This window comes from Candidatus Nanosynbacter sp. TM7-075, from assembly GCF_022828255.1.
Lineage (GTDB): Bacteria > Patescibacteriota > Saccharimonadia > Saccharimonadales > Saccharimonadaceae > Nanosynbacter.
The window spans coordinates 183395-206585 of the sequence record NZ_JAJQJW010000002.1 but is presented as its reverse complement, the minus strand read 5'-3'; the positions used below and the strand labels follow the sequence as shown (position 1 = coordinate 206585).

Annotated in this window: 23 protein-coding genes; 22 read left to right on the top strand and 1 reads right to left on the bottom strand. The window is 43.5% G+C overall.

Annotated features, from left to right (window positions below):
- Positions 1 to 19: 19 nt before the first annotated feature.
- The 9 genes from LRM42_RS02600 to LRM42_RS02560 all read left to right on the top strand — a co-directional run bounded on the left by LRM42_RS02600 (position 20) and on the right by LRM42_RS02560 (position 9672).
- Positions 20 to 454 (top strand): RrF2 family transcriptional regulator, encoded by a 435-nt coding sequence (locus tag LRM42_RS02600; protein WP_146423662.1) that lies wholly within the window; start codon positions 20 to 22, stop codon positions 452 to 454.
- Positions 447 to 2531: a YhgE/Pip family protein gene (locus LRM42_RS02595; RefSeq protein WP_243816631.1), complete on the top strand. Its 2085-nt coding sequence runs from the start codon at positions 447 to 449 to the stop codon at positions 2529 to 2531. Before LRM42_RS02600 ends, LRM42_RS02595 begins: the two co-directional genes overlap by 8 nt.
- 142 nt (positions 2532 to 2673) lie before the next feature.
- On the top strand, positions 2674 to 4833 hold the full coding sequence (locus LRM42_RS02590) for a ribonuclease J (protein ID WP_243813318.1): 2160 nt from the start codon (positions 2674 to 2676) through the stop codon (positions 4831 to 4833).
- Positions 4834 to 4939: 106 nt separating this feature from the next.
- Positions 4940 to 7153, top strand: a complete 2214-nt coding sequence (locus tag LRM42_RS02585) for an FtsK/SpoIIIE family DNA translocase (RefSeq protein WP_243816630.1) — start codon at positions 4940 to 4942, stop codon at positions 7151 to 7153.
- A 130-nt stretch (positions 7154 to 7283) separates the two neighbouring features.
- Positions 7284 to 7637 carry a 30S ribosomal protein S6 gene (gene rpsF, locus LRM42_RS02580; RefSeq protein ID WP_165000188.1) on the top strand — a complete coding sequence of 118 codons (354 nt, stop codon included), beginning with the start codon at positions 7284 to 7286 and terminating at the stop codon, positions 7635 to 7637.
- A 35-nt stretch (positions 7638 to 7672) separates the two neighbouring features.
- A complete protein-coding gene (locus LRM42_RS02575) occupies positions 7673 to 8095 on the top strand; it encodes a single-stranded DNA-binding protein (RefSeq protein WP_129632164.1) in 423 nt (140 codons plus the stop codon).
- A 13-nt stretch (positions 8096 to 8108) separates the two neighbouring features.
- The gene (gene rpsR, locus LRM42_RS02570; protein WP_129632167.1) at positions 8109 to 8306 is read left to right on the top strand and encodes a 30S ribosomal protein S18; all 198 of its coding nucleotides are present in this window, start codon (positions 8109 to 8111) and stop codon (positions 8304 to 8306) included.
- A 73-nt stretch (positions 8307 to 8379) separates the two neighbouring features.
- The gene (gene efp / locus LRM42_RS02565) at positions 8380 to 8940 is read left to right on the top strand and encodes an elongation factor P (RefSeq protein WP_243816629.1); all 561 of its coding nucleotides are present in this window, start codon (positions 8380 to 8382) and stop codon (positions 8938 to 8940) included.
- Positions 8941 to 8949: 9 nt separating this feature from the next.
- Positions 8950 to 9672, top strand: a complete 723-nt coding sequence (locus LRM42_RS02560) for a TlyA family RNA methyltransferase (protein ID WP_243816628.1) — start codon at positions 8950 to 8952, stop codon at positions 9670 to 9672.
- Here LRM42_RS02560 and ychF read toward each other — a convergent pair.
- Complete coding sequence (gene ychF, locus LRM42_RS02555) at positions 9662 to 10741, bottom strand: redox-regulated ATPase YchF (RefSeq protein WP_243816627.1); 1080 nt, start codon at positions 10739 to 10741, stop codon at positions 9662 to 9664. The genes LRM42_RS02560 and ychF overlap by 11 nt on opposite strands.
- 44 nt (positions 10742 to 10785) lie before the next feature.
- Between ychF and LRM42_RS02550 the strand changes: the two genes are divergently transcribed.
- From LRM42_RS02550 to LRM42_RS02490, 13 genes are all read left to right on the top strand, one after another.
- A complete protein-coding gene (locus LRM42_RS02550; protein ID WP_243816626.1) occupies positions 10786 to 13764 on the top strand; it encodes a hypothetical protein in 2979 nt (992 codons plus the stop codon).
- A 44-nt stretch (positions 13765 to 13808) separates the two neighbouring features.
- Positions 13809 to 14855: a type IV pilus assembly protein PilM gene (gene pilM, locus LRM42_RS02545; RefSeq protein WP_243813323.1), complete on the top strand. Its 1047-nt coding sequence runs from the start codon at positions 13809 to 13811 to the stop codon at positions 14853 to 14855.
- Positions 14852 to 15577 carry a PilN domain-containing protein gene (locus LRM42_RS02540; RefSeq protein WP_129637147.1) on the top strand — a complete coding sequence of 242 codons (726 nt, stop codon included), beginning with the start codon at positions 14852 to 14854 and terminating at the stop codon, positions 15575 to 15577. The genes pilM and LRM42_RS02540 overlap by 4 nt, the downstream gene beginning before the upstream one ends.
- Positions 15577 to 16245: a hypothetical protein gene (locus LRM42_RS02535; RefSeq protein WP_129637148.1), complete on the top strand. Its 669-nt coding sequence runs from the start codon at positions 15577 to 15579 to the stop codon at positions 16243 to 16245. Before LRM42_RS02540 ends, LRM42_RS02535 begins: the two co-directional genes overlap by 1 nt.
- Positions 16242 to 16472: a hypothetical protein gene (locus LRM42_RS02530; RefSeq protein ID WP_129637149.1), complete on the top strand. Its 231-nt coding sequence runs from the start codon at positions 16242 to 16244 to the stop codon at positions 16470 to 16472. Before LRM42_RS02535 ends, LRM42_RS02530 begins: the two co-directional genes overlap by 4 nt.
- Positions 16473 to 16485: 13 nt before the next feature.
- Positions 16486 to 18246 (top strand): GspE/PulE family protein, encoded by a 1761-nt coding sequence (locus tag LRM42_RS02525; protein WP_243809661.1) that lies wholly within the window; start codon positions 16486 to 16488, stop codon positions 18244 to 18246.
- Between the two features lie 11 nt (positions 18247 to 18257).
- Complete coding sequence (locus LRM42_RS02520) at positions 18258 to 19328, top strand: type IV pilus twitching motility protein PilT (RefSeq protein WP_129632198.1); 1071 nt, start codon at positions 18258 to 18260, stop codon at positions 19326 to 19328.
- Positions 19329 to 19331: 3 nt separating this feature from the next.
- Positions 19332 to 20546 (top strand): type II secretion system F family protein, encoded by a 1215-nt coding sequence (locus LRM42_RS02515; protein WP_243816625.1) that lies wholly within the window; start codon positions 19332 to 19334, stop codon positions 20544 to 20546.
- Positions 20547 to 20627: 81 nt separating this feature from the next.
- On the top strand, positions 20628 to 21107 hold the full coding sequence (locus LRM42_RS02510; RefSeq protein ID WP_243816622.1) for a type II secretion system protein: 480 nt from the start codon (positions 20628 to 20630) through the stop codon (positions 21105 to 21107).
- Positions 21108 to 21179: 72 nt separating this feature from the next.
- Positions 21180 to 21530 (top strand): prepilin peptidase, encoded by a 351-nt coding sequence (locus LRM42_RS02505; RefSeq protein WP_243816624.1) that lies wholly within the window; start codon positions 21180 to 21182, stop codon positions 21528 to 21530.
- Positions 21508 to 21675, top strand: coding sequence for a hypothetical protein (locus LRM42_RS02500; RefSeq protein ID WP_243816623.1), 168 nt, complete (start codon positions 21508 to 21510; stop codon positions 21673 to 21675). The genes LRM42_RS02505 and LRM42_RS02500 overlap by 23 nt, the downstream gene beginning before the upstream one ends.
- An 81-nt stretch (positions 21676 to 21756) precedes the next feature.
- Positions 21757 to 22236, top strand: a complete 480-nt coding sequence (locus LRM42_RS02495) for a type II secretion system protein (RefSeq protein ID WP_243816622.1) — start codon at positions 21757 to 21759, stop codon at positions 22234 to 22236.
- A 72-nt stretch (positions 22237 to 22308) separates the two neighbouring features.
- Positions 22309 to 23190: a prepilin peptidase gene (locus tag LRM42_RS02490; protein WP_243816621.1), complete on the top strand. Its 882-nt coding sequence runs from the start codon at positions 22309 to 22311 to the stop codon at positions 23188 to 23190.
- Position 23191: the final 1 nt, after the last annotated feature.

The following is a 23191-nucleotide window of genomic DNA, read 5'->3' as shown; positions in this document are numbered from 1 at the left end:
AAGTCGAGAAAGGATTTGTATGAGATTATCGGGAGCTGTTGAACAAGCGTGTTGCATTATGGCAATTCTGGCGGATCCGAAAAGGACGACGCCGGTAACTAATGATGCGCTGGCAGAAAAGATGCTGGTTTCGCCGACGTACTTGAAGAAAATTAGTCGGAAATTGGTAATAGCAAAGCTAATCACTTCAACTCAGGGAACTGGCGGCGGATTTATTTTAGCGAGAAAAATGAACGAAGTTACGCTGCATGATGTTGTCCTTGCAATTGAAGGAGAATCGCCATTTTTCCAACCTCAGGGAATTATTGAGAGAGTTTTTCAATCGCGTCCTCGTCAGGTGGAAATTGGCATGAATATGATAGAAAAGGTTTTTTCTGAAGCGCAGGAAAAGTGGAGTGAGTATTTGAAAACTGTGACGCTGGAAGATGTAGCAAAGGAGGTTACACATGATTAAAAATAAGATGTTACGAGCCGAGTGGAAACATTTGTTTAGTAATAAAATATTGCTGATATCTATGGCTGTGATTTCGTTTATCCCGATTTTGTATAGTGGATTTTTCCTAGGCTCAATTTGGGATCCGTACGGACAAACAAAAAACTTGCCGGTGGCGTTTGTGAACGAAGATAAGGGCGCTAGCTTAAATGGCAAATCGCTGAATGTCGGCGAATCTGTCGAGAAAAAACTGAAAGATAATCACGATTTGGGCTGGGAGTTTGTCAGTAAACAACAAGCAGACGAAGGCGTGAATAGCGGGCATTTTTATGCAGTGGTAACTATTCCGTCTGATTTTTCGCAGAAAGCGGCGTCAATTACCGAATCTGAACCTCAGCAAGCGGTTATTAATTTTACGACCACGCCAGCGAAAAACTATATCGGTTCGCTAGTCAGTAATCAAGCTGCCGCCAAGGTCAAATCTTCGGTGTCTGAGCAAATCACTCAGGCGTACGCTAAGGGAATCTTGGAGAATTTGGACAAGCTTGGAATAGGGCTGGACACGGCAGCTAACGGCGCGTCAACTTTGCACGACGGATTAGGGCGATTGCAATCTGGCACACAAACATACGTTGGCGGCGTTAAGCAATTAGCGGTAAATCAGCAATCCTTGACTGGCGGATTAGCGCAACTCAGCGACGGCTCTCGTAAATTGCAGGCGGGATTGGGGCAATTGTCGAACAATTTGCCGACCGAATCTCAGTTGTCGCAATTATCTAACGGCATGAAACAATTGCAATCGGGCATAAATCAGTTAAACGCCAGCGTGAGGAATCCATCGCCAGCGCTCGTGGCTCAACAAAACAAGGTAGAAACGACCGCGCAAACTTTGGTGCAAACAATGCGAGCTTCGGAGTCCGACTTGTTGACGGCGGGTGGCACTTTGCAGGCTTTGAGCACGCAAGCAGCCGCTTCTGGTAGCGATTCTACGACGATAAGTTCGTCGCAAATTAGCAATATTTCTCAAGCATTCACAAAAACTAAGGCAATTATCGCGCAGACGGGGACGCTACGTGAAGATCTTCAAACGCTAAAACAGCAACTATCAGCACAACAAACGCAACTTCAGGCTGGAGTTTCTGTATTGAACAACGGCGTGAATCAATTGACACCAAACGCAATCACCGCATTTAACGGCTATAACAGCGTGCGATTTGCGAATAATCAATTGTTGGCGGGCTCGGCAAGCTTAACAAACGGCTTAAGTGAAGCAAAATCGGGCAGCCAAAAATTGGCGAATGGCGCGAGTTTATTAGAAAGTCGCTCGGGTGCGTTAATTGATGGAACTTCGCAACTGGCAAGCGGCGCGGATACGCTGGCGAATAAATTGGCGGACGCCTCTAATCGCATAAAAATTCAACCAACTGGCGCTACGACTCAGCAGCAAATTGCAAATCCAGTGAAGTCGGAAATGACCGAAAAAGGTAATGTTCCAAACTATGGATACGCTTTGTCGCCGTATGTTTTGTCGCTAAGTTTGTTCGTTGGAGCACTCGTTCTGAACGTTATTTATCCGATCCGCAAAACTTTTTCCGAGCAAGAAAGTGCGATTCGTTGGTGGCTATCTAAAGCTTCGGTGGCTGGCGTGGCAGCCTTTATGCAAGCAACAATTTTGATGTTGGTGATGGTGTTTTTCTTAGGGCTAACTCCAGAGCATCCAGCGCATTTCATCGGGGCAATTTATCTGACGTCGTTTGCATATATGTCGATTGTGTCGCTTTTGGTGATTGTTTTGGACAATCCAGGGCGGTTCCTAGCGATGGTTCTTTTGGTGCTCCAATTGGGATCCAGTGAAGGAACATTCCCAATCCAAACTGCCAACGGCTTCTTCCAAGCAATTAATCCGCTAGTGCCGATGACTTACTCGATTCGTGCATTACGTCAGGCTATTTCGGGCGGGCTAGATAACGCATTTTACGGCGGCAGTATGTGGGTTTTGGTTGGATTCTTGTTGGTGGCTAATTTATTGACAATCGGCTTCTTCGCTTATCGTGGCAAGCGTAAATTCGCACACACGTCGGTGGATGGTGATGATTAATTGACCTCTGTTATAAAACATTGTTCTTTGACAAAAAATGAGCGGTTTGCTAATATAAGAGTACTAACTAGAGGAATTTACATCAGTTCACCTCTATACCTGGTTTTTGAATTATATTGTAATAAAAAAGGAGTATAACAATATGGGTCAGCGGCGACTAGCAACACCGCAAAAAGATGACGCCAATAAGCGTCCGCAGTCAAAGAAAAGCAACAATGCAGTTTTGAATAGCACAACTACTCGTAAGGGTGAAGTTTTCCGAGCTCAGCGACGAACGAGCGAGAATGTTAATCTCAGGGCTTCACAACACTTAATTGATATTCCGGTAAACAAGTCAGTTTACAACGGATACGGCGGCGAGCAATTTAGTGCCAAAATGCAGCCAAAGCCTGTTCGCGGTGGTCAGCCGAAACTTCGGATTATCCCAATTGGTGGCGTGGGCGAAATGGGAATTGGTAAGAATATGAACGCCATCGAATATGATGATGAGATTATCATCGTAGATATGGGCTTTTTGTTCCCGGGCAGTGATTATCCAGGCATTAATTACATCACGCCAGATATTACTTGGCTGGAAGAGAATAAGCATAAAATTAAGGCGCATGTTTTTACGCATGGACACCTTGATCACATTGGCTCGTTCCGTCATTTTATTCATCGTATTCCAGCGCCAGTTTATGGCTCTAAGTTTACGATTGGCATGCTTGATCGAACGATGGACGATTCAGAAGTGGATTTCAAGCCAGATTATCGAGTGATGGATCCGCTGAGTCACGAAATTGTTCAAGTTTCTAAGCATTTTTCAATCGAGTTGGTGCGAGTCAACCACTCAATTCCTGATTCTACGGCGGTGATTATTAGAACTCCGATGGGTGTGATTGTCGATTCTGGTGACTGGCGATTCGAGGAAAGTCCAGTTGATGGTCAGAAGTTTGACCTTGAGCGACTTACGGAAGTGGCTTCAAAAGAAGGCATTTTGATGTTTATGAACGAGTCGACCAACTGTGAATCGGCTGGCACACACACGCACACGGAGTTTGATATTCAGTATTCCATCGGTCAGGTGATGGATAAGTTTAGTAATAGTCGAGTAATTTTAAGTTGTTTCTCATCGCAGGTGCATCGCTTGCAATTAATTTTGGAAGAGGCTCATAAGCACGGACGCAAGGTGGCGTTTGCTGGATTCTCGATGATTCAAAATCTGGAAGTAGCGTTGCGTTCGGGGACAATTAAGATTCCTAAAGACACCATTATGAAGATGGAAGATATTGTTAAATTGCCCGATAACCAAATTGCCGTAGTTTGTACTGGCTCGCAGGGTGAATTTAACGCCGTCTTAAATCGCATGGCGACGGGCGCTCATAAATATATGAAAATTAAGGGTTCGGACGTTGTGGTGTTTAGTTCAAATCCAATTCCTGGCAATGAAAAAAGCGTGGTGCGAACGGTTGATGGTCTGATGCGCGAAGGTTCTGACGTTATTCAGAACGGAAAGACTCACTTGACAGGAATCGGTCCTCTACACTTGTCAGGTCACGGATATTATGACGATCATGTCAAGTTGATCAATGCACTTAACCCAACTTATTACATGCCAATTCACGGTGAATTCCATATGTTGGTGCATAATGCCAGATTGGCGGAAAAGGAATGTGGAATTCCTCGTAAGAATATTTTTGTGTGCGATGCTGGAGATATTATTGAAATTGATATTGAAAGGCAAGCAAAGAAGGCTGGGCGAATTCACGTTGGTGGCGTGATGTATGATGACACTGGCGCGATTGTTTCTGAGGTTGTATTGAAAGATCGCATTCACATGTCGCAAGAGGGAATGTTTGTTGTGGTGCTGACCGTACAGCGTGGCACGGGACGATTATTGACTAGTCCAGACATTATTTCTCGCGGATTTATTTACTTGCGCGATTCTGAAGAGTTGATGAATATGATTCGCCAATACTTGAAGCAAAAAGCGGCACGTAGTTTTTCTGGCAAATATGATTTGGACGTTATCAAAAAAGAAATTAAAGATGAGATTACGCATATATTGTACGATCAGACTCGCCGAACACCGATTGTCATTCCAGTGATAAATGAAGTTGGTGGCTTGAAATCTGTTAAGTCGGCAGCTACGCCAACACATTCTGCCGTGAAATCGCCCGCGCGCGGTAAAAAGCCTGTCTCAGACGAGCCAAAAATGACCCTCCCAACTACGCCACGTCGCCGTTTCCCGCAGCGCCAAGTGCCAGATACTGAAGCAAACGACACAAAAGCCAGAGAACGACAGAATACTCGCCCGTACTAGAGTTCTAGATTGATTTTACTGGTAAATTATGCTATAATACTAAGCGTATTAAGTTGATTTTTACATCTGTTAATAAGTGTAAAATCAGTGTATAATAAAAACGATTATGGCAAAAAAACGAAAGAGCACGAAAAAATCCGCACCAGCCAAGCCGCAGCATAGTTTGCCGGCGGGTTTTTGGTCGCAAGTTGGCGCGGTGATGCTTATTCTTTTGTCTCTACTACTCGTCGTGTCGTGGTTTGGCGTCGGTGGTCCGGTTTTACAATGGATTGATATGGCGACCATAAAAACTATTGGTTACACCGCGTACGCCTTACCGATATTGCTGATTTATTTGGCGGTTGAGACTTTCCGAGCAGAAGAGAATCAATTGCCTGCAGTGGTGAAATTTGCGGCAGTTTTGGAAATTGTGTGGTTTTCTGGATTGTTTGGGTTAATGAAGACGGCTTTGCATCCGAATTCTGGTGGATTTGTGGGCGATATATTGAATACGGCAACCTTGAAAATGGTAGATTCGGCAATTGCTGTGATTATTTATCTGGTTTTGGCGTTTATAACAGTTCTATTTATTACTCAGACGTCGCCGTTTACAGTTTTCAGTAAACTTTGGGAGATGATTAAGAGCAATACCAAGGAGGACGATAATAATCGTTCTGTTATGAAGAAGGCGTCAATTGCTCAGCCGACGGAAGAAGAGAAAAAGACCGACTTGGGAGAAATTAAGTTAAATGCTGGTGTACCAATAATTGATACAGCCAAAGAGAAAAAGAGCTTATTAAAGAAAGTAGAGAAGCCAGAAAAGGTCAATGAAGAGCAGGCTTTGGTGGCAACTCGTGATCCGAATTGGGAGGCGCCAAGCTTGGATCTATTAGAGAAGAACGAAAGCGGTGCTGATGCTGGAGATACGCGCCAGAATGCCCAAATAATTCACGATACGCTGGCTGAATTTAATATTGAGGCGGCGATGGGCGACATTAATGTTGGTCCAAAAGTCACGCAATACACCCTAAGACCACCAAGTGGTGTTAAATTGACGCGAATTACGGCGCTGGAAACTAACATTGCACTTAATTTGGCGGCACAAAGTTTAAGGATTGAGGCGCCAATTCCTGGTCAGCGAGCGGTTGGTATTGAGGTGCCTAACCGCAAGGCTGCCGAAGTGCGACTGCGAAGTACGTTGTCATCAAAGCAATGGGCTGCTGCTCGTGATCCTTTGAGTTTTGGAATTGGTAAAGATATATCTGGTCAAGTTGTTGTGGGTGAACTGGGAAAGATGCCGCATTTGCTGATTGCTGGACAAACGGGTTCTGGTAAGTCTGTGATGATTAACACCTTGCTTTGTAGTTTGTTGTATCGCAATAGTCCGAGTGATATGAAGTTGATTTTGGTTGACCCGAAGCAAGTCGAAATGGCACCGTACGCCGATATTCCACATCTTCTTACGCCAGTTATTAATGAACCAGAGAAGACCATTTCAGCTTTGAAGTGGGCGGTGAATGAGATGGAACGACGCTATAAGTTGTTGGCGGGCGAGAAAATCCGTAATATTAAGGAATATAACAAGAGGCTGCAGTCGCGCGCTAAGAAGATTGCAATTGCTGATGAAAATGGCAATGTTCAAGAGCATGAAGATGGATCGATGCCGTATATCGTGATTGTGGTGGACGAGATGTCTGACCTTATGATGATGGCTAAAAAGGATGTTGAGACGTTAATTGTCCGTTTGGCGCAGAAATCGCGAGCAGTTGGCATTCACTTGGTGTTGGCAACGCAGCGTCCTAGCGTGAATGTGATTACTGGTTTGATTAAGGCAAACGTGCCGGCGCGAATTGCCTTTACGGTGGCTAGCCAGGTTGACAGTATAACGATTCTAGACCAATCTGGCGCTGAGAAATTATTGGGTCAGGGAGATATGCTATTTTACGTAACGAGTATGAGCAAGCCAAGACGTATCCAGGGCGCCTGGGTGACAGATGATGAGGTGAATAAAATTGCCGATCATTTGCGTATGCAGATGGCTCCGCAATACAACGATGAAGTGGTGGCTCAGCCAGTTCAATTGGACGGTAAGGGTGGCGTCGTGATGGACTTATCTGAAGGTGGCGATGATAAGTTTAAGGATGCGGTTCGTGTGGTGGTTGAGCGTCGCAAAGCCTCAACGAGTATGCTGCAAACGCGCCTGGGAATTGGTTATCAGCGAGCAGCGCGAATTATTGAAGAGATGGAAGAGCGGGGGATTATTGGTCCGCAGAACGGTTCTAAGCCGCGCGATGTTTTGATTTCTAGTCCAGAAGAGCTTGAGGAGCTGCTGGCGGAATAGCGATTGCTACGATTTATCAGTAGTAAGATTGGCAATATTGGCTGTTTAGTGATATAATAGCAATTGAATATTAACCTAAGCTTACGTGAGACAGCGTAAGCATCCGTAAATGGATTCCAGAGGAGGAAACATGAACGAATACGAACTAACTGTTCTTATTCACCCGGATTTAGAGGCTAATCTAGATTCAGCGTTGGATAAGGTACGTGGTTTGATCACTGCTAACGGTGGTGAAATTACCAAAGAAGATAACTGGGGCAAGAAAAAATTGGCCTACACAATCAAGCGTGAGGACTTTGCAGTTTACGTTTGTTTTGAGGTTAAATTGCCAGCGCCAGCTTTATTGAAAATTTCAAACACACTTAATATTACTGACGAAGTTTTGCGCTACCTATTGGTAAAAACTGATGAAAAAACTCGTCAAGCATTAAGCGAGCAAAAAGCGCGCAACGAAGAATCTGATTCAAGCGAATCAAGTAAATAAGCCTAACTGCCGTAAGGTAAAAGAGGGGATAGAATATGGCACGAAGTATCAATCAAGTGATTTTGTTGGGTAGATTGACACGCGATCCAGAACAGCGAACAACCGCTTCTGGCAAGAATGTAGTTAGTTTCAGCATTGCTGTTGATCGACAATCTCAAGACGATCAGGCTGACTTTTTCAATATCACAGCTTGGGATAAACTTGGTGATTTGGTAATGCAATATCTAAGCAAGGGTCGTCGGGTTTTGATCCAAGGACGACTGCGACAGGATAGCTGGGAAGATAAGGATACTGGTAAAAGGCAGAGTCGAATTGAAGTTACTGCTTCGGACGTAACGTTCTTAGACGGTCCAAATGGCGACAATTCGGGTTCTGCAGCACCAAAGACTACTAAAAAAGAGGAAGTCGTAACGGAAATTGACGATAAGCCAATTGACCTAAGCGAAATTCCATTCTAATAAGGAGATTAAAATGGCACAATTGAAGAAAAATCCACCGATCATTTTTGACTATAAAGATGTAAAAACTTTGCAACGTTACATCAATGTTTACGGTCAAATTGAGCCAATCAGCAAGACTGGTTTGAGCGAAAAGCAACAGCGAAGCTTGGCAGTAGCAATTAAGCGTGCTCGCCACTTGGCTTTGTTGCCATTTGTTACTAGCAACTAGGAACGTTTAATGCGCAATATCTCGTTGCTATGATATATTTGGCAGCGAGATATTTTATTGGAAAGGAGAAAATATGTATCAGCCAACTGATTTGAAAAAAGGCGTAGTTTGTCAAATTGACGGCAAGCCATATCGCGTCGTAGAATACGGCCAAAAAGTTATGGGTCGTGGCGGTTCGATTGTTAACGTGAAATTGAAAAACCTAATTGACGGAAGTGTTATCCCAAAGACTTTCAAGGGCCAAGAGCGAATCGAAGCTGCGGAAGTAAATAATAAAACTGCGCAATATCTTTATAACGACGGCGACAAGTTCTATTTCATGGATCCGACTAGCTTTGAGCAATTTGAGCTGGCTGCGGAAATCGTGGACGACGCTAGTAAATACCTGAAAGAAGGCGACGAATTAAGCCTTCAATTCTTCGACAGTCGAGTGATCAACGTTGAATTACCAAAGAATAAATATCTGGAAGTTACCTACACGGAAGATGTAGTTAAGGGTGATACGACTTCATCCGTATTAAAAGACGCCACTTTGGAGACAGGGTTGGTTGTTAAAGTTCCAGCATTTATCAAGCAGGGCGACATCATTAGCGTTGATACATCGACTGGTGAATATCGCGAGCGAAAGAAATAGTTCTATTTAATGAAACAGCGATTAGATAAAGCCCTGGTCGAGCGTGGTTTGGCGACAACAAGATCTCAGGCGGATAATTTTATTCGCCTGGGCTATGTTTTTTTGAATAAGAAAATTGTCCAGAAATCAGGAACTATGGTGTCTGATTCAGACGAGATAAAGCTCGAGAAGAAAGAAACTTATGTTTCGCGAGCTGGCTTAAAACTAGCAAGCGTGGCAGAGTATTTTCATCTTAATTTTCAGGATAAAATTGTTCTGGACATTGGTTCGAGTACGGGCGGATTTACTGACTATTCGCTGCGTCATGGCGCCAAAAAGGTATTTGCTGTTGATGTTGGAACGGATCAGCTCCATCCAAGTTTGAGGCCGAATCCAAAAATTGCTCTTCACGAAAAGACCGATATTCGTGATTTTTATGCTGATGAAGCAATTGATATTATCGTGGGCGATGTGTCGTTTATATCTCTGAGGGAAATTTTGCCGCATGTGGCTGAAAATTTGATGAATAGCGGTACTGTTTTAATTGCTATGGTGAAACCTCAATTTGAGGCGGGGCGGCATCAGGTTAATAAGGGAATTATTAAAAACGATAAAGTTCGTCGACAGATTTTATCCGATTTTGAAGATTGGGCGAAAAAGTATTTTGTTATTTTAGATAAAAAAGATAGTGAAGTGGCTGGCAGTAAGGGTAATCTTGAGCGATTTTACAAATTGAAATTAGCTAAACGTTAAACCTAAATTCAACGACGTCATTTGGCTGCATGACGTAGGTTTTTCCCTCGGTGCGAATTTTACCGTTTTCACGAGCCTTAACTTCCGATCCCGCTGCGACTAAATCGTTAAAATCGACAATTTGTGCGGCAATAAATCCGCGCTCAAAATCCGAGTGAATAACGCCCGCGGCTTGCGGTGCAGTCCAGCCCTTGTGAATTGTCCAGGCTCGGACTTCTTTTTCGCCCGCAGTTAAGTAGCTTTGTAGTCCGAGCGTATCGTAGGCCGCGTGAATAAGTTTGGCGAGTCCAGTTTCCTTGACGCCGTAGCTTTCTAATAACTCTTTGGCGTCATTTTCAGATAGGCCTTTCAATTCTTCCTCCAATTTTGCGCAGACAAAAACGGCTTTTGCGGGACTTACGAGTTCGGTCAATTGACTCTGTAGATCGGAATTGTTCAATCCTTCCTCGTCGACATTAAACGCGTAAATAACGGGTTTGGCGGTAAGAAGGTGAAGGTCGGAAATTGCTTCAAAATCCACATCTGACAGGGCGGAAATTGGTACGCCTTTTTGTAAATTGTCGATTAAAGATTGCAGATATTCAACTTTTTGGCGAGCTTTTGGGCTTGCTTTGGCTTCTTTTTGAAGTTGAGGCAGGCGTTTTTCAAGAGTTTGTAGATCGGCCAGAATAAGCTCAGTATTTATAACCTCAATGTCTTTCTTAGGGTCAATCGGTGCTTCGTCGTGGCGCAAAATTTTTGAATTTTCGAACGCACGGACAACATGGATAATTGCGTCGCATTCTCTGATGTTATGAAGAAACTTATTGCCCAAACCTTCACCCTTAGACGCGCCAGCAACCAGCCCCGCAATATCAACGAAAGTGACGGTGGCTGGAATAATTTTTTGCGCATGATAAAGATCGGCTAAAATTTGTAGGCGATTATCTGGTACGGGAACAATTCCTGTGTTCGGCTCAATTGTCGCAAACGGATAATTAGCCGCCAAAATATCATTATTTGTTAAAGCGTTAAAAAGTGTCGATTTGCCGACGTTCGGTAAGCCAACGATTCCAATAGATAAACTCATATATTTATTATATCATCTGCGGAATCTTTGATATAATTATAAGCATGAGAAGAAAATACTCATTGCCTAAGGTGGGCATGCTGGCAATAGTAGTGGCTTTATTTATTTCAGTAACGGCTTTTTTTATCTATACATATGCGGCGCCAAGCTCGCCAAATTGGACGATAACTGGTAAATCTTGGGTTACAAAACAATTTAATCCATCAGATACTACCAATTATGGGTCTAACTGGACTGTCGCTCCAGGGAGATTAAAGAATGTGAAGCCCGGAGATACGGTTGATTGGTGGCATAGTCTTTTTGTTAGCGGAGGAGCCACTGACAATGTCGTGACTGGTGTACAGCAAGATGTGTTCGATTTAAGCTCAAATCAGCCGATGGATAATGATGTCAGTCTGAACGACAGGGGGGCTTGGCATAATGAAGATCCTCGATGGTTTAACGTTATGACGGATTGGAAGGATTATGCTTGGAAACGAATGAATAATCCAGCGGGAGTGGATTATCGCACTACCTCTATGGAGGCGTTGAACGGTAAATCTCAGCTTGAGGATCTTCATGGTGAGCTTGGAAAGAATAAATTCATGTATACGCGAGTCATTAAAAGAGAGGATATGGGTAAGCGCATTTGTCAGCGAGTTTATTGGAGCAAGCGCAATTCTTTGGTGCCAACCGGCTGGGTGTATTCATCATATGCCTGTGTTGAAGTTCCGTATGATTATGACGTAGAGCCTTCGGTCAGTGTTAACTCGGATTACATTGACGCAGAAAATGTCACGAAAATTGAGGGAATAAATGCTGGGTTGAATAATAAGGGCACGTCAAAAACTCAAAATTCTTCGTATGCACTTGCTCGGTTTGTTGTAAGAGGGGCTGAAGTATCGGAGCTTACGGGCAAGGACAATGTGGTTTCGTTGCCTGGGGGTACTACTGATAGTGATTGGCCGTGCGCAATTGTGCGACTGATTAAAGGGCAATATAGAGATAGCTTAAATATTGATAGTGGCGCGTGTGGAAAAATTGTTCAAAACATTGGCAGTCAATTAAACACCGGTCAGACTCCAGTGGCTACAAATAAGATAGATGATCTGGATAGGGATAGGGTTAAGCTAAGTGCTAACGACAGTCTATGTTATGTGGTTATGGTCAGTAATTACAACGGTTCGGCTCCTTCGACGGATTTTAAATACGCGGTTAAGTGTATCAGATCCTCAAAAAGACCGAAGGTTCAGGTTTGGGGCGGTGATATTAAGACAGATAAAGAGGTTATTACCAGCAGGACATCAAACAATGTGAATATTCCTGATGAGAAGCTTAGTCGTATTGAGTTAGATAAGACCTCTATACGGGCAAAGGGGCTATGGGGTACAGGGCTAGATAAAGATGGTAATAAAATTGGAGGCGATGTTCACTTTAGCCCTGGCGAATACGGCTTTAAGGGGGGCAACGACGCTGATCTGCACTGGTCTATAGTATGTGCCGAAGATCAGTATGGCGGTAATGGAAATCAGAGGGCTTACGATAAGAGCGGTAATGTGGCTGATTTACCTAGTTGTCATGGCGATGCAACTAATCTAAAAGACGACTATAGGGCGACGACTGTAGTAACGACACAGTGGCGCAATCCCGGTCGGGGTGATGTGTTGCAAGATGGTTATATTACATGTACGCCCGATTCTATGTATCGCGATATAGTTGGTGACGCATCTCTCGTCTATAATCCTGATTATTGCAAGAGGGGCGTTTGGAGAACATCTGACTCTGCGAAGTGGATTAGTATAAACAGTTTTGGTCGACATACGCATTCTAATAGTAAACCAGATCCAGCGAATCTAAACTGTCGGGATGATTCTCGCCCTATAGCAGAAGTTATCTCGTGCTCGAATACGTATGTCTTTAGATTGAAGGGTATTAATTTAGAAGAGCTAAAAGATGCTAAGAAGCTGGAGATTGGTTTTAGTGGAGCTGTAGATAACTATGTTCGAGTGAAAATTAATGGCCATGAAATGAAGGTGTTGGGCAATGAAAACGGCGCAAGACCTGAGGGGACTCAGTATTCTGGTTGGGGTTTTCCGGGCTATGCTGGAAATTCTCGATTTACTGCCGAGACGCAGCCAGGTACTGTTTTATATAAGGATAATAACTTCATCGATATTTATGTAAAATCTAATCCGTCACATATGGGTCTGCTGATCGAGGATATATCATTGGCTTATAAGATGGCCTATACGAATCAGAATGTGTACGGTTCTTGGGGTGAATATGGAATTATTGCTAATGGTAAGGCGGATTCGGCTTCGGGGGCTGGATTGTCATCGTCGTTTAATGGTCGCTCGGGAGTGACTCCACGTGACTATAATAAGCTAACTTTTGCCAATATTCCAAAGTTTGGTAATTTCAGTAGCACCAGTTCGGTTCCAGATAATTTTACTTTACCGTCGGTTGGTGGCGTCAATGGCAGTATTTCTGGTAACGTGGATGTCAACAGCCTGGCTACGGGTGAATATAACGCTGGAAACGTAACCTTAACGGGGTCAAAATTAAGCGTAGGCAAGAGTATAGTCATAAAGTCCTCGGGCGTAGTTAGGATTTCGGGTGATTTGCTATACGCAGACACGAATGATGTGCGCCAATTGCCACAACTAATTATCTACGCGAAGAATATTATCATAGAGCCTTCGGTTGGGGAAGTGAATGCTTGGTTGATTACTCAGAAAGACGGATATGTTAGTACCTGTGGCGTGGTAATTAGCGCCGGAGGTTGGCTGAGTGGAGTTTCCGAATCTTCTTGTGGTAAACAGCTGAAGGTTAACGGGCCAATTAAAACTGGGCGCTTGTTCTTACGGCGAACATACGGCGGAAAACATGCTTCGTCTGCAAAGAATGATCCGAATATGCATCCTGGAACTCCAGCAGAAATCATTAACTTAAGAGCGGACACTTATATTTGGGCTTACAATAATTATCGAAACACTGGCGCGATTAGCACGATGAACGTTCGCGAATTGCCGCCAAGATATTAAAAGTTTGCAAATTAAAACGCTAATGTATATAATTGTTATTAGTTATGAAATTAGCAAAAGGGTTGGGCGAATTCTTCGGACTAGACATCGATACGAATGCGGTGCGGGTGGTTCAATTGTCTCGTACTGGCGCGGGATGGAGTTTGTCTCATTACGGTTATACGCCAGTTGATTCTAAAATAACGAGCGGCGATTCTCCAGAGTCTAAGCGACGCTTGGGTGAGGCTATTATGACCGCCGTTGGTCAGGCTGGGATTAAGGCGTCCAATGTAGCTGTCGGTTTGCCGTCAAATAAGACGTTTTCTACTATTATTGATGTGCCGAAAGTTCCTGAGCAGGAATTGAAGGCAATGATGAAGTATCAAATTGACCAATATATTCCAATGTCTTTGGATGAGGCAGAAGTTGACTGGGCTTTATTGGGCGATAGCTTGCACGCACAGAATCAGTATGAGATTTTACTGACAAGTACAGCGAAGTCTTACGCAGAAGAGCGTTTGGAGCTGGTTGAAAATCTTGGTTTCAATGTGATTGCTGAAGAGCCAAACGCTATTGCTATGGTTCGCTCTTTATCGGCTACCGATTCTCAGGATGCGCGTTTGATTATCAATATGGGTGAAAATTCGACGGATTTGGCGGTCGTCTACAACGGAGCGCCGCGACTTATTCGTATGATTCCAACTGGACTTTCATCTTTGGTTCGATCGGCGGTTCAGAATCTTAGCGTCCAGGAAGATCAAGCACGTCAATTTATTTTGAAATTTGGTTTGGCGCCGGATAAATTAGATGGTCAAGTGTTAAGGGCTATTGATTCAACTCTCGACAATTTTTCTTCAGAGCTGGTAAAATCTATAAAGTTTTTCCAAACTCGATATCCAAGCGTAGCGGTTTCTGGAATTTTGTTATCAGGGTTTGGTTCAGCTATTCCGCAACTTGATGGATATGTGATGAATAAAACTGGAGTCCAGTCAATTACCGCAGATCCGTGGCAGCGTGTTCAAGTTTCTCAATCGGACCAACAACAATTGGCGCCGATTGCTTCAGAATTCGCTATTGCTGTAGGGTTGGCACAAAGGAGTAATATATCATGATTGAGATAAATCTTCTCCCAAACGTTAAGCGCGAGCTATTGAAGACTCGGGCTATGCGCAATCGGGTTATTTCGATATCGTTCTTAGTGGGCGGTGCTTCGATTGCGGCGGTAGTTGTTTTGGCATTGATTTTGGGTAGCCAAATTGCAGCCGAGGCGGTCCAGAACGGAGTTATCAAAGATAGAAACGACAAATTGATGGCGGTCGAAGATCTCAATAAGGTTGTAACGATTCAACATCAATTAACAAAGATCAATGAGCAGCATTCTGGAAAGAAGCTTAATTCAAGGATTTTTGATGTTGTAACGGCGGTTAATCCGGTTGCGCCAAATAATGTTAGTTTTTCGGATATAAAAGTCAATCCTGAGTCAAAAACTATTACTCTGGAGGGTAGTGCGGTTAATGGCTATAGTGCGTTAGAGACCTTAAAGAAAACTATCTTGAATACGAAGATCCAAACCACTGACGGCGATAAAAGTTCCGAGGTTAGCCTGACCAAGGAGATAAAAGATGGCGATACTAGTTTTGGGGAGAACTCAGAAGGTAAAAAAGTGTTGCAATTCTCATTCTCGTTTGAATATGCGGAAGAATTATTAGCACCTGCAAATAACGGCACAGTTTCCGTATTGACGCCGACTGGCAAGGTTGATGTGACGGACTCACGTCAGGGAATTCCGGATAGCTTGTTTAAGAGTAACTCGAAAAAACAGGAGAAGAAATAATGGCGACCGATAATAAAGAAGTTGCAATACGCAAGCGTCAACAGATTGATTCGTCAAAAAAGACTATGTTTATTTTTGTGGCTTCTGCGGCATTTTTGGCTGGAATTGCGCTTGTTGTGAGTATATTTTTGGTGCAGCAAATTGTATTTCATTCGAAGATTCTTCTGGAGAAACAAAATACGATTTCTCGTCTAGATAAAAACTTGTCATCAGTTGATGAGCTAAAGAAGAATATTCGAGTTTTGGATACGAATACTGCGCTTAACTCTATAAAATCGAGTAGCGAAAGTAATGCTCTTCAGACGGTACTGGATGCATTGCCGGATAATGCGAACGCCGACGCTCTTGGTGCTTCGTTGAAGAATAAATTTATTGACACGACTACTGGTGTGACTATTCAAAATCTGACCGTTGCTCAATCTGGATCTGATAGTGAAAGCTCTGGGTCAACATCTGAAAATGCCGTATCATTTACTATGGAAGTGAGCGGTCCAGCTGAAAAATTGAAAGAATTGTTAACTAAGTTAGAGGCGTCTATTCGAGTCATTGACCTAAAGACTGTGGAAATCCAGCGAAATGAGGATAGATTGAGCTTGGTGGTTCGAGGTGTTGCTTATTACGAGCCAGCACAAACAATACAATTAGAGAATAAGGTGGTTAAGCCATGAAGAAAACAGATATAGCAATGGTAGTATTGATCGCGGGTGTGGGTGTGGCAATCGGCTATATTGTCGCCTCTAATATCTCGTTCTTAAAAGTCCCAGAATCTGGCACAAAAGTACAGACTATTCGAGAAATATCACCTGACGTCGAAAAGCCAAACCCAGCGATTTTTAATAATAATGCGATAAATCCAACTGTTGAAATATTCGTAGGTCAAGATGCAGCCAAATAGAGAAGGGGTGTAAATGGCTTTACTGACGGACGACATCCAAGATAAGTTGATCGAGCTGCTCGTAAACGAGGGGCTTATTGAGAAGTCTGTCATTGATGATGCCTTAAAACGTGCCTCTGAGAGTGGCAAGCCTCTGTTTAGTTTGCTTAGTGAAGAGGGGTTGCTTGACAATGAGCTATTAGTTCATGGCGTGGCTCAAGTTTCGGGCGTGCCGTATGTCAATCTGTCGAATAGCGTTATTAGTCAGGATATTTTATCTCTATTACCGTCCGACGTTGCTGAGAGATTTATGGCTGTGCCACTGGCCGAGGTTCAAAACCGACTAGCGGTAGCGATGATCGATGCGAATAATGTCCAGGCGGTGGACTATTTGTCGAATCGCATTCAACGTCCGATAAAAGTATTTATGGCTTCGGAAGAGAGTGTTCGCCACGTCTTGGATCAATATAAGACTGACTTGTCATCTGTTAATGTGGCTGCACAGGCTTCGCAGGAAGAGTCTTTGTCGGAAGCTGGCAATATTAAAACTATTGTCCAAGATTCACCGATATCGCGAGCATTGTCGACAATTTTGGAATACGCGGTAAAGAGTCACGCGTCCGATGTGCATATTGAGCCATTAGAGAAGGCTTTGAAGATTCGTTGTCGTGTTGATGGTGTTTTGCGTGAGATTATACAGCTTCCAAAGAGCATTGAGCCGGCGTTAGTTAGTCGTATTAAGATTCTTTCCAATCTGAAAATTGACGAGCATCGGATTCCTCAGGACGGTCAATTTGCGGTTAACGTCGCAGGTAAAGAAGTTGACCTTCGTATTGCTATCTCTCCTGTCGTTTGGGGCGAACAGGTGGTTATTCGTCTGCTTGATAAGAGTGGAAGTTCTTTCAATTTGGAAGATATGGGCTACGCTGGGCGTGCATTAAGAACGATTCGTAAGGGAATTAAGCGACCAAATGGAATGATTTTGACGTCAGGTCCAACTGGTTCTGGTAAGTCAACGAGTTTGTACGCGTTGATTAAGGAGATTAAAGACGACACTGTGAATATTGTGACACTTGAGGATCCGGTTGAGTATAAGATGGATGGCGTCAATCAGATTCAGGTGAACGCGGAAGTTGGCTTGACGTTTGCTTCTGGGCTGCGCTCAATTTTACGTCAAGACCCAGATATTGTGATGGTTGGTGAGATTCGCGATAACGAAACAGCAAATTTGGCTATTCAAGCGGCTTTAACGGGGCACTTGGTTTTCTCGACACTTCACACAAATTCCGCCGCTGGTGTGCTGCCGCGTCTGTTAGATATGGGAATTGAGCCGTTTCTTATCGCCAGTACGGTTAACACGATTATTGGTCAGCGTTTGGTGAGGCGAGTGGCGCGCCGTCGAGATATTTATCAATCGTCACCACTGGAAACGCAGGCAATTCGCGAGGCGGTTGGTGGATTATTGCCGCAAACAAGGGAGCAGGTTGCTCAATACGCGCAAGATTTGGGATATGAAAGTTTGCCGCTAGCGACGCAGACGTCGTTTGCCTTGGCAAAAGGAAAAGATACGCCGCAAACTCCTCGTGGTTATGCTGGTCGAGCTGGTTTGTATGAGGTCATGGATATTACCGAAGAGATTCAGAATTTGATTGTTAAGCGCGCGACCTCAGCGGAAATCCAGCGAATGGCAATCCAACAAGGGATGATTACGATGCGTCAAGATGGTTATTTGAAGGCGTTGAATGGAATAACGACAATAGAAGAAGTTAATAGGGTAGCGGCGGATACCGCGTAAAAGGAGGAAGCATGAATAATCAAGAATTGCGAATTGAGATTTTACTGGAAGAAGTTGTTAAGAAGCGAGCTTCAGACCTTCATATTCAAGTTGGTTTGCCGCCGATGCTACGAATTGACGGTGCGCTTATGCCAGCCGCCGGAACTCAGCCACTGGACGAGCCCGCGGTTGAGAGATTGGTATTTCAGATTCTTGATGAAGATCAGCGACAGATTTTGCTAAAAGATAAGGAATTCGACTTTTCGTTTGCGTTTGGTACACTGGGGCGATTCCGAGTTAATGCCTTTCATGAGCGTGGCAATTTGGCTGCAGCTCTACGTTTGATTCCAAATGAAATTAAGTCGGCGTCTGAACTGGGTATGCCACCAGTTGTTAATACGTTTGCGGATTTTCCTCGCGGTTTGGTGTTGGTTACTGGTCCAACTGGTTCTGGCAAGTCAACAACTTTGGCGGCGCTGGTTGATAAGATCAATTCTGAACGCTCACAACATATTATTACCATTGAAGACCCTATCGAGTTTACTCACAAGTCGAAAAAATCAGTGGTAGTTCAGCGGGAAGTTCATTACGACACTTATTCGTTCTCTGCAGCTTTGCGCTCGAGTCTTCGCCAAGACCCAGACGTTGTGTTGATTGGTGAGATGCGCGACCTCGAGACGATTTCAGCAGCGATTACAATTGCCGAAACTGGACACTTGGTGTTTGCGACGCTACACACGAACTCCGCCGCACAATCAATTGACCGTATGATTGACGTATTTCCACCGCACCAGCAGCCACAGATTCGCGCTCAGCTCAGTAATATCTTGATGGCAATTTGTTCGCAGCGACTAGTCCCGGCTATCGGCGGTGGACGAGTCGTGGCGGCAGAAGTTCTGATTGCTAATCCAGCGGTGCGCAACATTATCCGTGAAGGTAAATCTCACCAATTGGATGCCGTGATTCAGACTGGTGCTGACCAGGGAATGCAGACGATGGATAGAACTTTGGTCAATTTGGTGCAGAACGGTACTATTACGTATGATAGTGCTCGTGAGTTTGCTGTCGATTTGACGGAATTTGAGAGGTTGATGAGGGGGTAATAAATGAAAAAATACAATTATGAAGCCAGAGATAGCGCAAGTAATAAAATCGTTAAATCAGTTGTTCAGGCTGATAGCGAAAACGCCGCCGCGAAGCTCTTGACGGCTCAGGGTTTTGTGCCGTTAAAAATTGAATTACAAGACGATAAAACAAATTTCTTTGCGAGGTTTTCTGGTAGAATCACCACTAAGGATAGGGTTGTGTTTACTCGTCAGCTGGCTACACTTATTGGGGCAGGGCTACCTTTGGCGCAAAGTCTTCGAACAGTTCAAGAGCAGACTACGAATAAGCGTATGCAGGAAATAGTCCAGGAAATTATCTCTGACGTCGAAGGCGGTAAATCCTTGTCTGATTCGTTCGCAAAGCATCCAGAAGCTTTTAATAAAGTTTATGTAGCTTTGGTTTCGGCTGGTGAGACATCAGGTACGATGGATGATTCGCTTAAGAGGTTAGCTGCTCAGCAGGAAAAAGAGGCTGCTATGATGAGTAAGATTAGGGGTGCTATGATGTATCCGTCAATTGTCTTGGTAGTGATTATCTTAGTTGTCGGATTTATGTTGTTTACAGTTGTTCCGCAAGTTGAGGGTCTGTATCGTGACTTAAATAAGGGGTTGCCATTTGTGACTCTTATGATGATTAAAACGGCGAACTTTTTTAGTAGTCTTTGGTGGCTTGTTATATTGGCAATGATTATCGGCGGTTATTTCCTAGCACAATATCTGAAAACTGAACAGGGAATTAGGGCTAAAGACACCTTTAAGCTTAATGTCCCAATGTTCAAAGGGATGTTTAGGAAAATGTACATGGCGCGATTTGCCAGGACTGGTCAAGTTCTTCTGAGAACTGGCGTGCCAATGCTTGATATGCTTCGTATTACGGCTGACGCTGTTAATAACGTGATTATTAGTGAAAGCATACTTCGCGCATCGGATAAGGTTAAAGGTGGCAAGGCGCTCTCAGCTTCTTTATCTAATGAAGATTATTTCCTAGCAATGGTGCCGCAGATGATTAAAATCGGTGAGCAATCAGGTAAAATTGACGAGATGATGGGTAAGACCGCTCAGGTTTATGAAGATGAGCTTGATGAGGAGATTCGCGCCTTGTCGACGGCGATAGAACCAGTTTTAATGGTATTCTTGGCTATAGTTGCTGGTACGATGGTCGCGGCTATCTTGCTTCCAATTTATAGTTTGGTCGGCAACATCAATATTCGCTAGACTGACTTATATTTTTAGTGTATTATAAACTTAAGCATTTTTGCGTAAATATAGGTAAACCATAGAAAGGTGGGAAATCTAATGACAAAAAAAGATAATAAAAAAGGATTTACAATCATCGAGGTCGTCCTAGTCTTGGCTATTGCTGGACTTATCTTTGCGATGGTGTTTATCGCATTGCCAGCTTTGCGGCGTAGTCAGCACGACCAGTCAAGGAAGAACGACGCTTCAACAGTTGCTGCAGCTATTACCAATTGGAATTCAGCTAACCGTAACGGCGGTACGTTCAATGAAGAGTCTCTACGTAAGTATGTCGATAAGCTTGATCAGTATGATAAAAATTCAGAACTGAAGGTTGCTGCGACTGGATCATCAATGTCGGTTGCTGGTAATGAAATTAAGGTTATGCGAGGTAAGAAATGTCCTGCTAGCACGCCAGCTCCATCTGCTGACGATCCAGCAAATATAACTTTGCAAAACGGATCTTCACGCAACGCAGCAGTTGTAGTTCTATTGGAAAATAACGGTTCTCAAAAGCAATTGTATTGCCAGGACGTATAATCTATAGATAAATTACGAATCAGCCTCGGTATGGGGCTGATTTTTTTATGGTTTTTTGTTACCATAAGAAGTATGATTAAGTTTGTACTAGTGGGATTTTTAGGGGCTATTTTAGGCAGTTTCGCTGGAGCGCAAATTTGGCGCTTGCGGGCTCGTCAATTGGTGGAAGATAAAAAAGCTGGAGAAAAGGTTGACCAAAAGGAATTAAAGAAATTATCTCCATTGATAAAAAAAATTTCCAAAGATAGATCTCGCTGTTTATCTTGCGGACATGAGCTTAAGTGGTACGATTTGATTCCGGTGGTAAGTTGGGTCGCTGGATTGGGGCGGTGCAGATATTGCAAAGCATTTATCGGTTGGACGGAAATCTTGCTAGAACTAGTGATGGCTGGATTATTTGTTGCATCCGTGGCTTGTTTATGAAGATGAGCTTGATGAGGAGATTCGCGCCTTGTCGACGGCGATAGAACCAGTTTTAATGGTATTCTTGGCTATAGTTGCTGGTACGATGGTCGCGGCTATCTTGCTTCCAATTTATAGTTTGGTCGGCAACATCAATATTCGCTAGACTGACTTATATTTTTAGTGTATTATAAACTTAAGCATTTTTGCGTAAATATAGGTAAACCATAGAAAGGTGGGAAATCTAATGACAAAAAAAGATAATAAAAAAGGATTTACAATCATCGAGGTCGTCCTAGTCTTGGCTATTGCTGGACTTATCTTTGCGATGGTGTTTATCGCATTGCCAGCTTTGCGGCGTAGTCAGCACGACCAGTCAAGGAAGAACGACGCTTCAACAGTTGCTGCAGCTATTACCAATTGGAATTCAGCTAACCGTAACGGCGGTACGTTCAATGAAGAGTCTCTACGTAAGTATGTCGATAAGCTTGATCAGTATGATAAAAATTCAGAACTGAAGGTTGCTGCGACTGGATCATCAATGTCGGTTGCTGGTAATGAAATTAAGGTTATGCGAGGTAAGAAATGTCCTGCTAGCACGCCAGCTCCATCTGCTGACGATCCAGCAAATATAACTTTGCAAAACGGATCTTCACGCAACGCAGCAGTTGTAGTTCTATTGGAAAATAACGGTTCTCAAAAGCAATTGTATTGCCAGGACGTATAATCTATAGATAAATTACGAATCAGCCTCGGTATGGGGCTGATTTTTTTATGGTTTTTTGTTACCATAAGAAGTATGATTAAGTTTGTACTAGTGGGATTTTTAGGGGCTATTTTAGGCAGTTTCGCTGGAGCGCAAATTTGGCGCTTGCGGGCTCGTCAATTGGTGGAAGATAAAAAAGCTGGAGAAAAGGTTGACCAAAAGGAATTAAAGAAATTATCTCCATTGATAAAAAAAATTTCCAAAGATAGATCTCGCTGTTTATCTTGCGGACATGAGCTTAAGTGGTACGATTTGATTCCGGTGGTAAGTTGGGTCGCTGGATTGGGGCGGTGCAGATATTGCAAAGCATTTATCGGTTGGACGGAAATCTTGCTAGAACTAGTGATGGCTGGATTATTTGTTGCATCCGTGGCTTTTTGGTCTGGATCATTGACGGATATCTGGCAAGTCGCGTTGCTGGTCTTGTGGTTGGCAAGTTTGGTGCTGCTGGCGATTTTATTTGTTTATGACCTCAGATGGCTACTTCTTCCAGATGTAATTAATATTCCGTTTATCATTCTTGGCGCTATTTTTGCGGGAATAAAAGTATGTTTACCTGGCGATTTTTCAAAAAGCTTGATGACGTTATTTGGGTCGATCGCAATTCTGAGCGGAATATATATGATGCTATATTTATTCTCGAAATATCGTTACGGGGAAGATAAAACTTGGATTGGTTTCGGTGATGTTAAGCTTGGACTTGGACTGGGTTTGTTCTTAGGAAACTGGCTTTTGGCGTTTGCAGCTTTATTTATCGCAAATCTTATCGGCACGCTTCTTGTCTTGCCATCAATGATGCGAGGAAAATTGCAAGCAACTTCACGGATATGCTTCGGCCCATTGCTTATCGTAGGGTTTTTACTCGCTTGGTTCTTTAGCCGACAAATTTTAGAATGGGGCTTTCTTATTGTCTAAG

Coding starts and splice junctions, on each gene's coding strand:
- LRM42_RS02575 (WP_129632164.1), top strand. CDS start 7,673: ATGGCACGAAGTATCAATCAAGTGATTTTGTTGGGTAGATTGACACGC.
- LRM42_RS02490 (WP_243816621.1), top strand. CDS start 22,309: ATGATTAAGTTTGTACTAGTGGGATTTTTAGGGGCTATTTTAGGCAGT.
- LRM42_RS02590 (WP_243813318.1), top strand. CDS start 2,674: ATGGGTCAGCGGCGACTAGCAACACCGCAAAAAGATGACGCCAATAAG.
- LRM42_RS02520 (WP_129632198.1), top strand. CDS start 18,258: ATGAATAATCAAGAATTGCGAATTGAGATTTTACTGGAAGAAGTTGTT.
- LRM42_RS02535 (WP_129637148.1), top strand. CDS start 15,577: ATGGCGACCGATAATAAAGAAGTTGCAATACGCAAGCGTCAACAGATT.
- pilM (WP_243813323.1), top strand. CDS start 13,809: ATGAAATTAGCAAAAGGGTTGGGCGAATTCTTCGGACTAGACATCGAT.
- LRM42_RS02560 (WP_243816628.1), top strand. CDS start 8,950: ATGAAACAGCGATTAGATAAAGCCCTGGTCGAGCGTGGTTTGGCGACA.
- rpsR (WP_129632167.1), top strand. CDS start 8,109: ATGGCACAATTGAAGAAAAATCCACCGATCATTTTTGACTATAAAGAT.
- LRM42_RS02510 (WP_243816622.1), top strand. CDS start 20,628: ATGACAAAAAAAGATAATAAAAAAGGATTTACAATCATCGAGGTCGTC.
- LRM42_RS02540 (WP_129637147.1), top strand. CDS start 14,852: ATGATTGAGATAAATCTTCTCCCAAACGTTAAGCGCGAGCTATTGAAG.
- LRM42_RS02505 (WP_243816624.1), top strand. CDS start 21,180: ATGATTAAGTTTGTACTAGTGGGATTTTTAGGGGCTATTTTAGGCAGT.
- rpsF (WP_165000188.1), top strand. CDS start 7,284: ATGAACGAATACGAACTAACTGTTCTTATTCACCCGGATTTAGAGGCT.
- LRM42_RS02550 (WP_243816626.1), top strand. CDS start 10,786: ATGAGAAGAAAATACTCATTGCCTAAGGTGGGCATGCTGGCAATAGTA.
- LRM42_RS02600 (WP_146423662.1), top strand. CDS start 20: ATGAGATTATCGGGAGCTGTTGAACAAGCGTGTTGCATTATGGCAATT.
- LRM42_RS02530 (WP_129637149.1), top strand. CDS start 16,242: ATGAAGAAAACAGATATAGCAATGGTAGTATTGATCGCGGGTGTGGGT.
- LRM42_RS02525 (WP_243809661.1), top strand. CDS start 16,486: ATGGCTTTACTGACGGACGACATCCAAGATAAGTTGATCGAGCTGCTC.
- LRM42_RS02585 (WP_243816630.1), top strand. CDS start 4,940: ATGGCAAAAAAACGAAAGAGCACGAAAAAATCCGCACCAGCCAAGCCG.
- ychF (WP_243816627.1), bottom strand. CDS start 10,741: ATGAGTTTATCTATTGGAATCGTTGGCTTACCGAACGTCGGCAAATCG.
- efp (WP_243816629.1), top strand. CDS start 8,380: ATGTATCAGCCAACTGATTTGAAAAAAGGCGTAGTTTGTCAAATTGAC.
- LRM42_RS02595 (WP_243816631.1), top strand. CDS start 447: ATGATTAAAAATAAGATGTTACGAGCCGAGTGGAAACATTTGTTTAGT.
- LRM42_RS02495 (WP_243816622.1), top strand. CDS start 21,757: ATGACAAAAAAAGATAATAAAAAAGGATTTACAATCATCGAGGTCGTC.
- LRM42_RS02515 (WP_243816625.1), top strand. CDS start 19,332: ATGAAAAAATACAATTATGAAGCCAGAGATAGCGCAAGTAATAAAATC.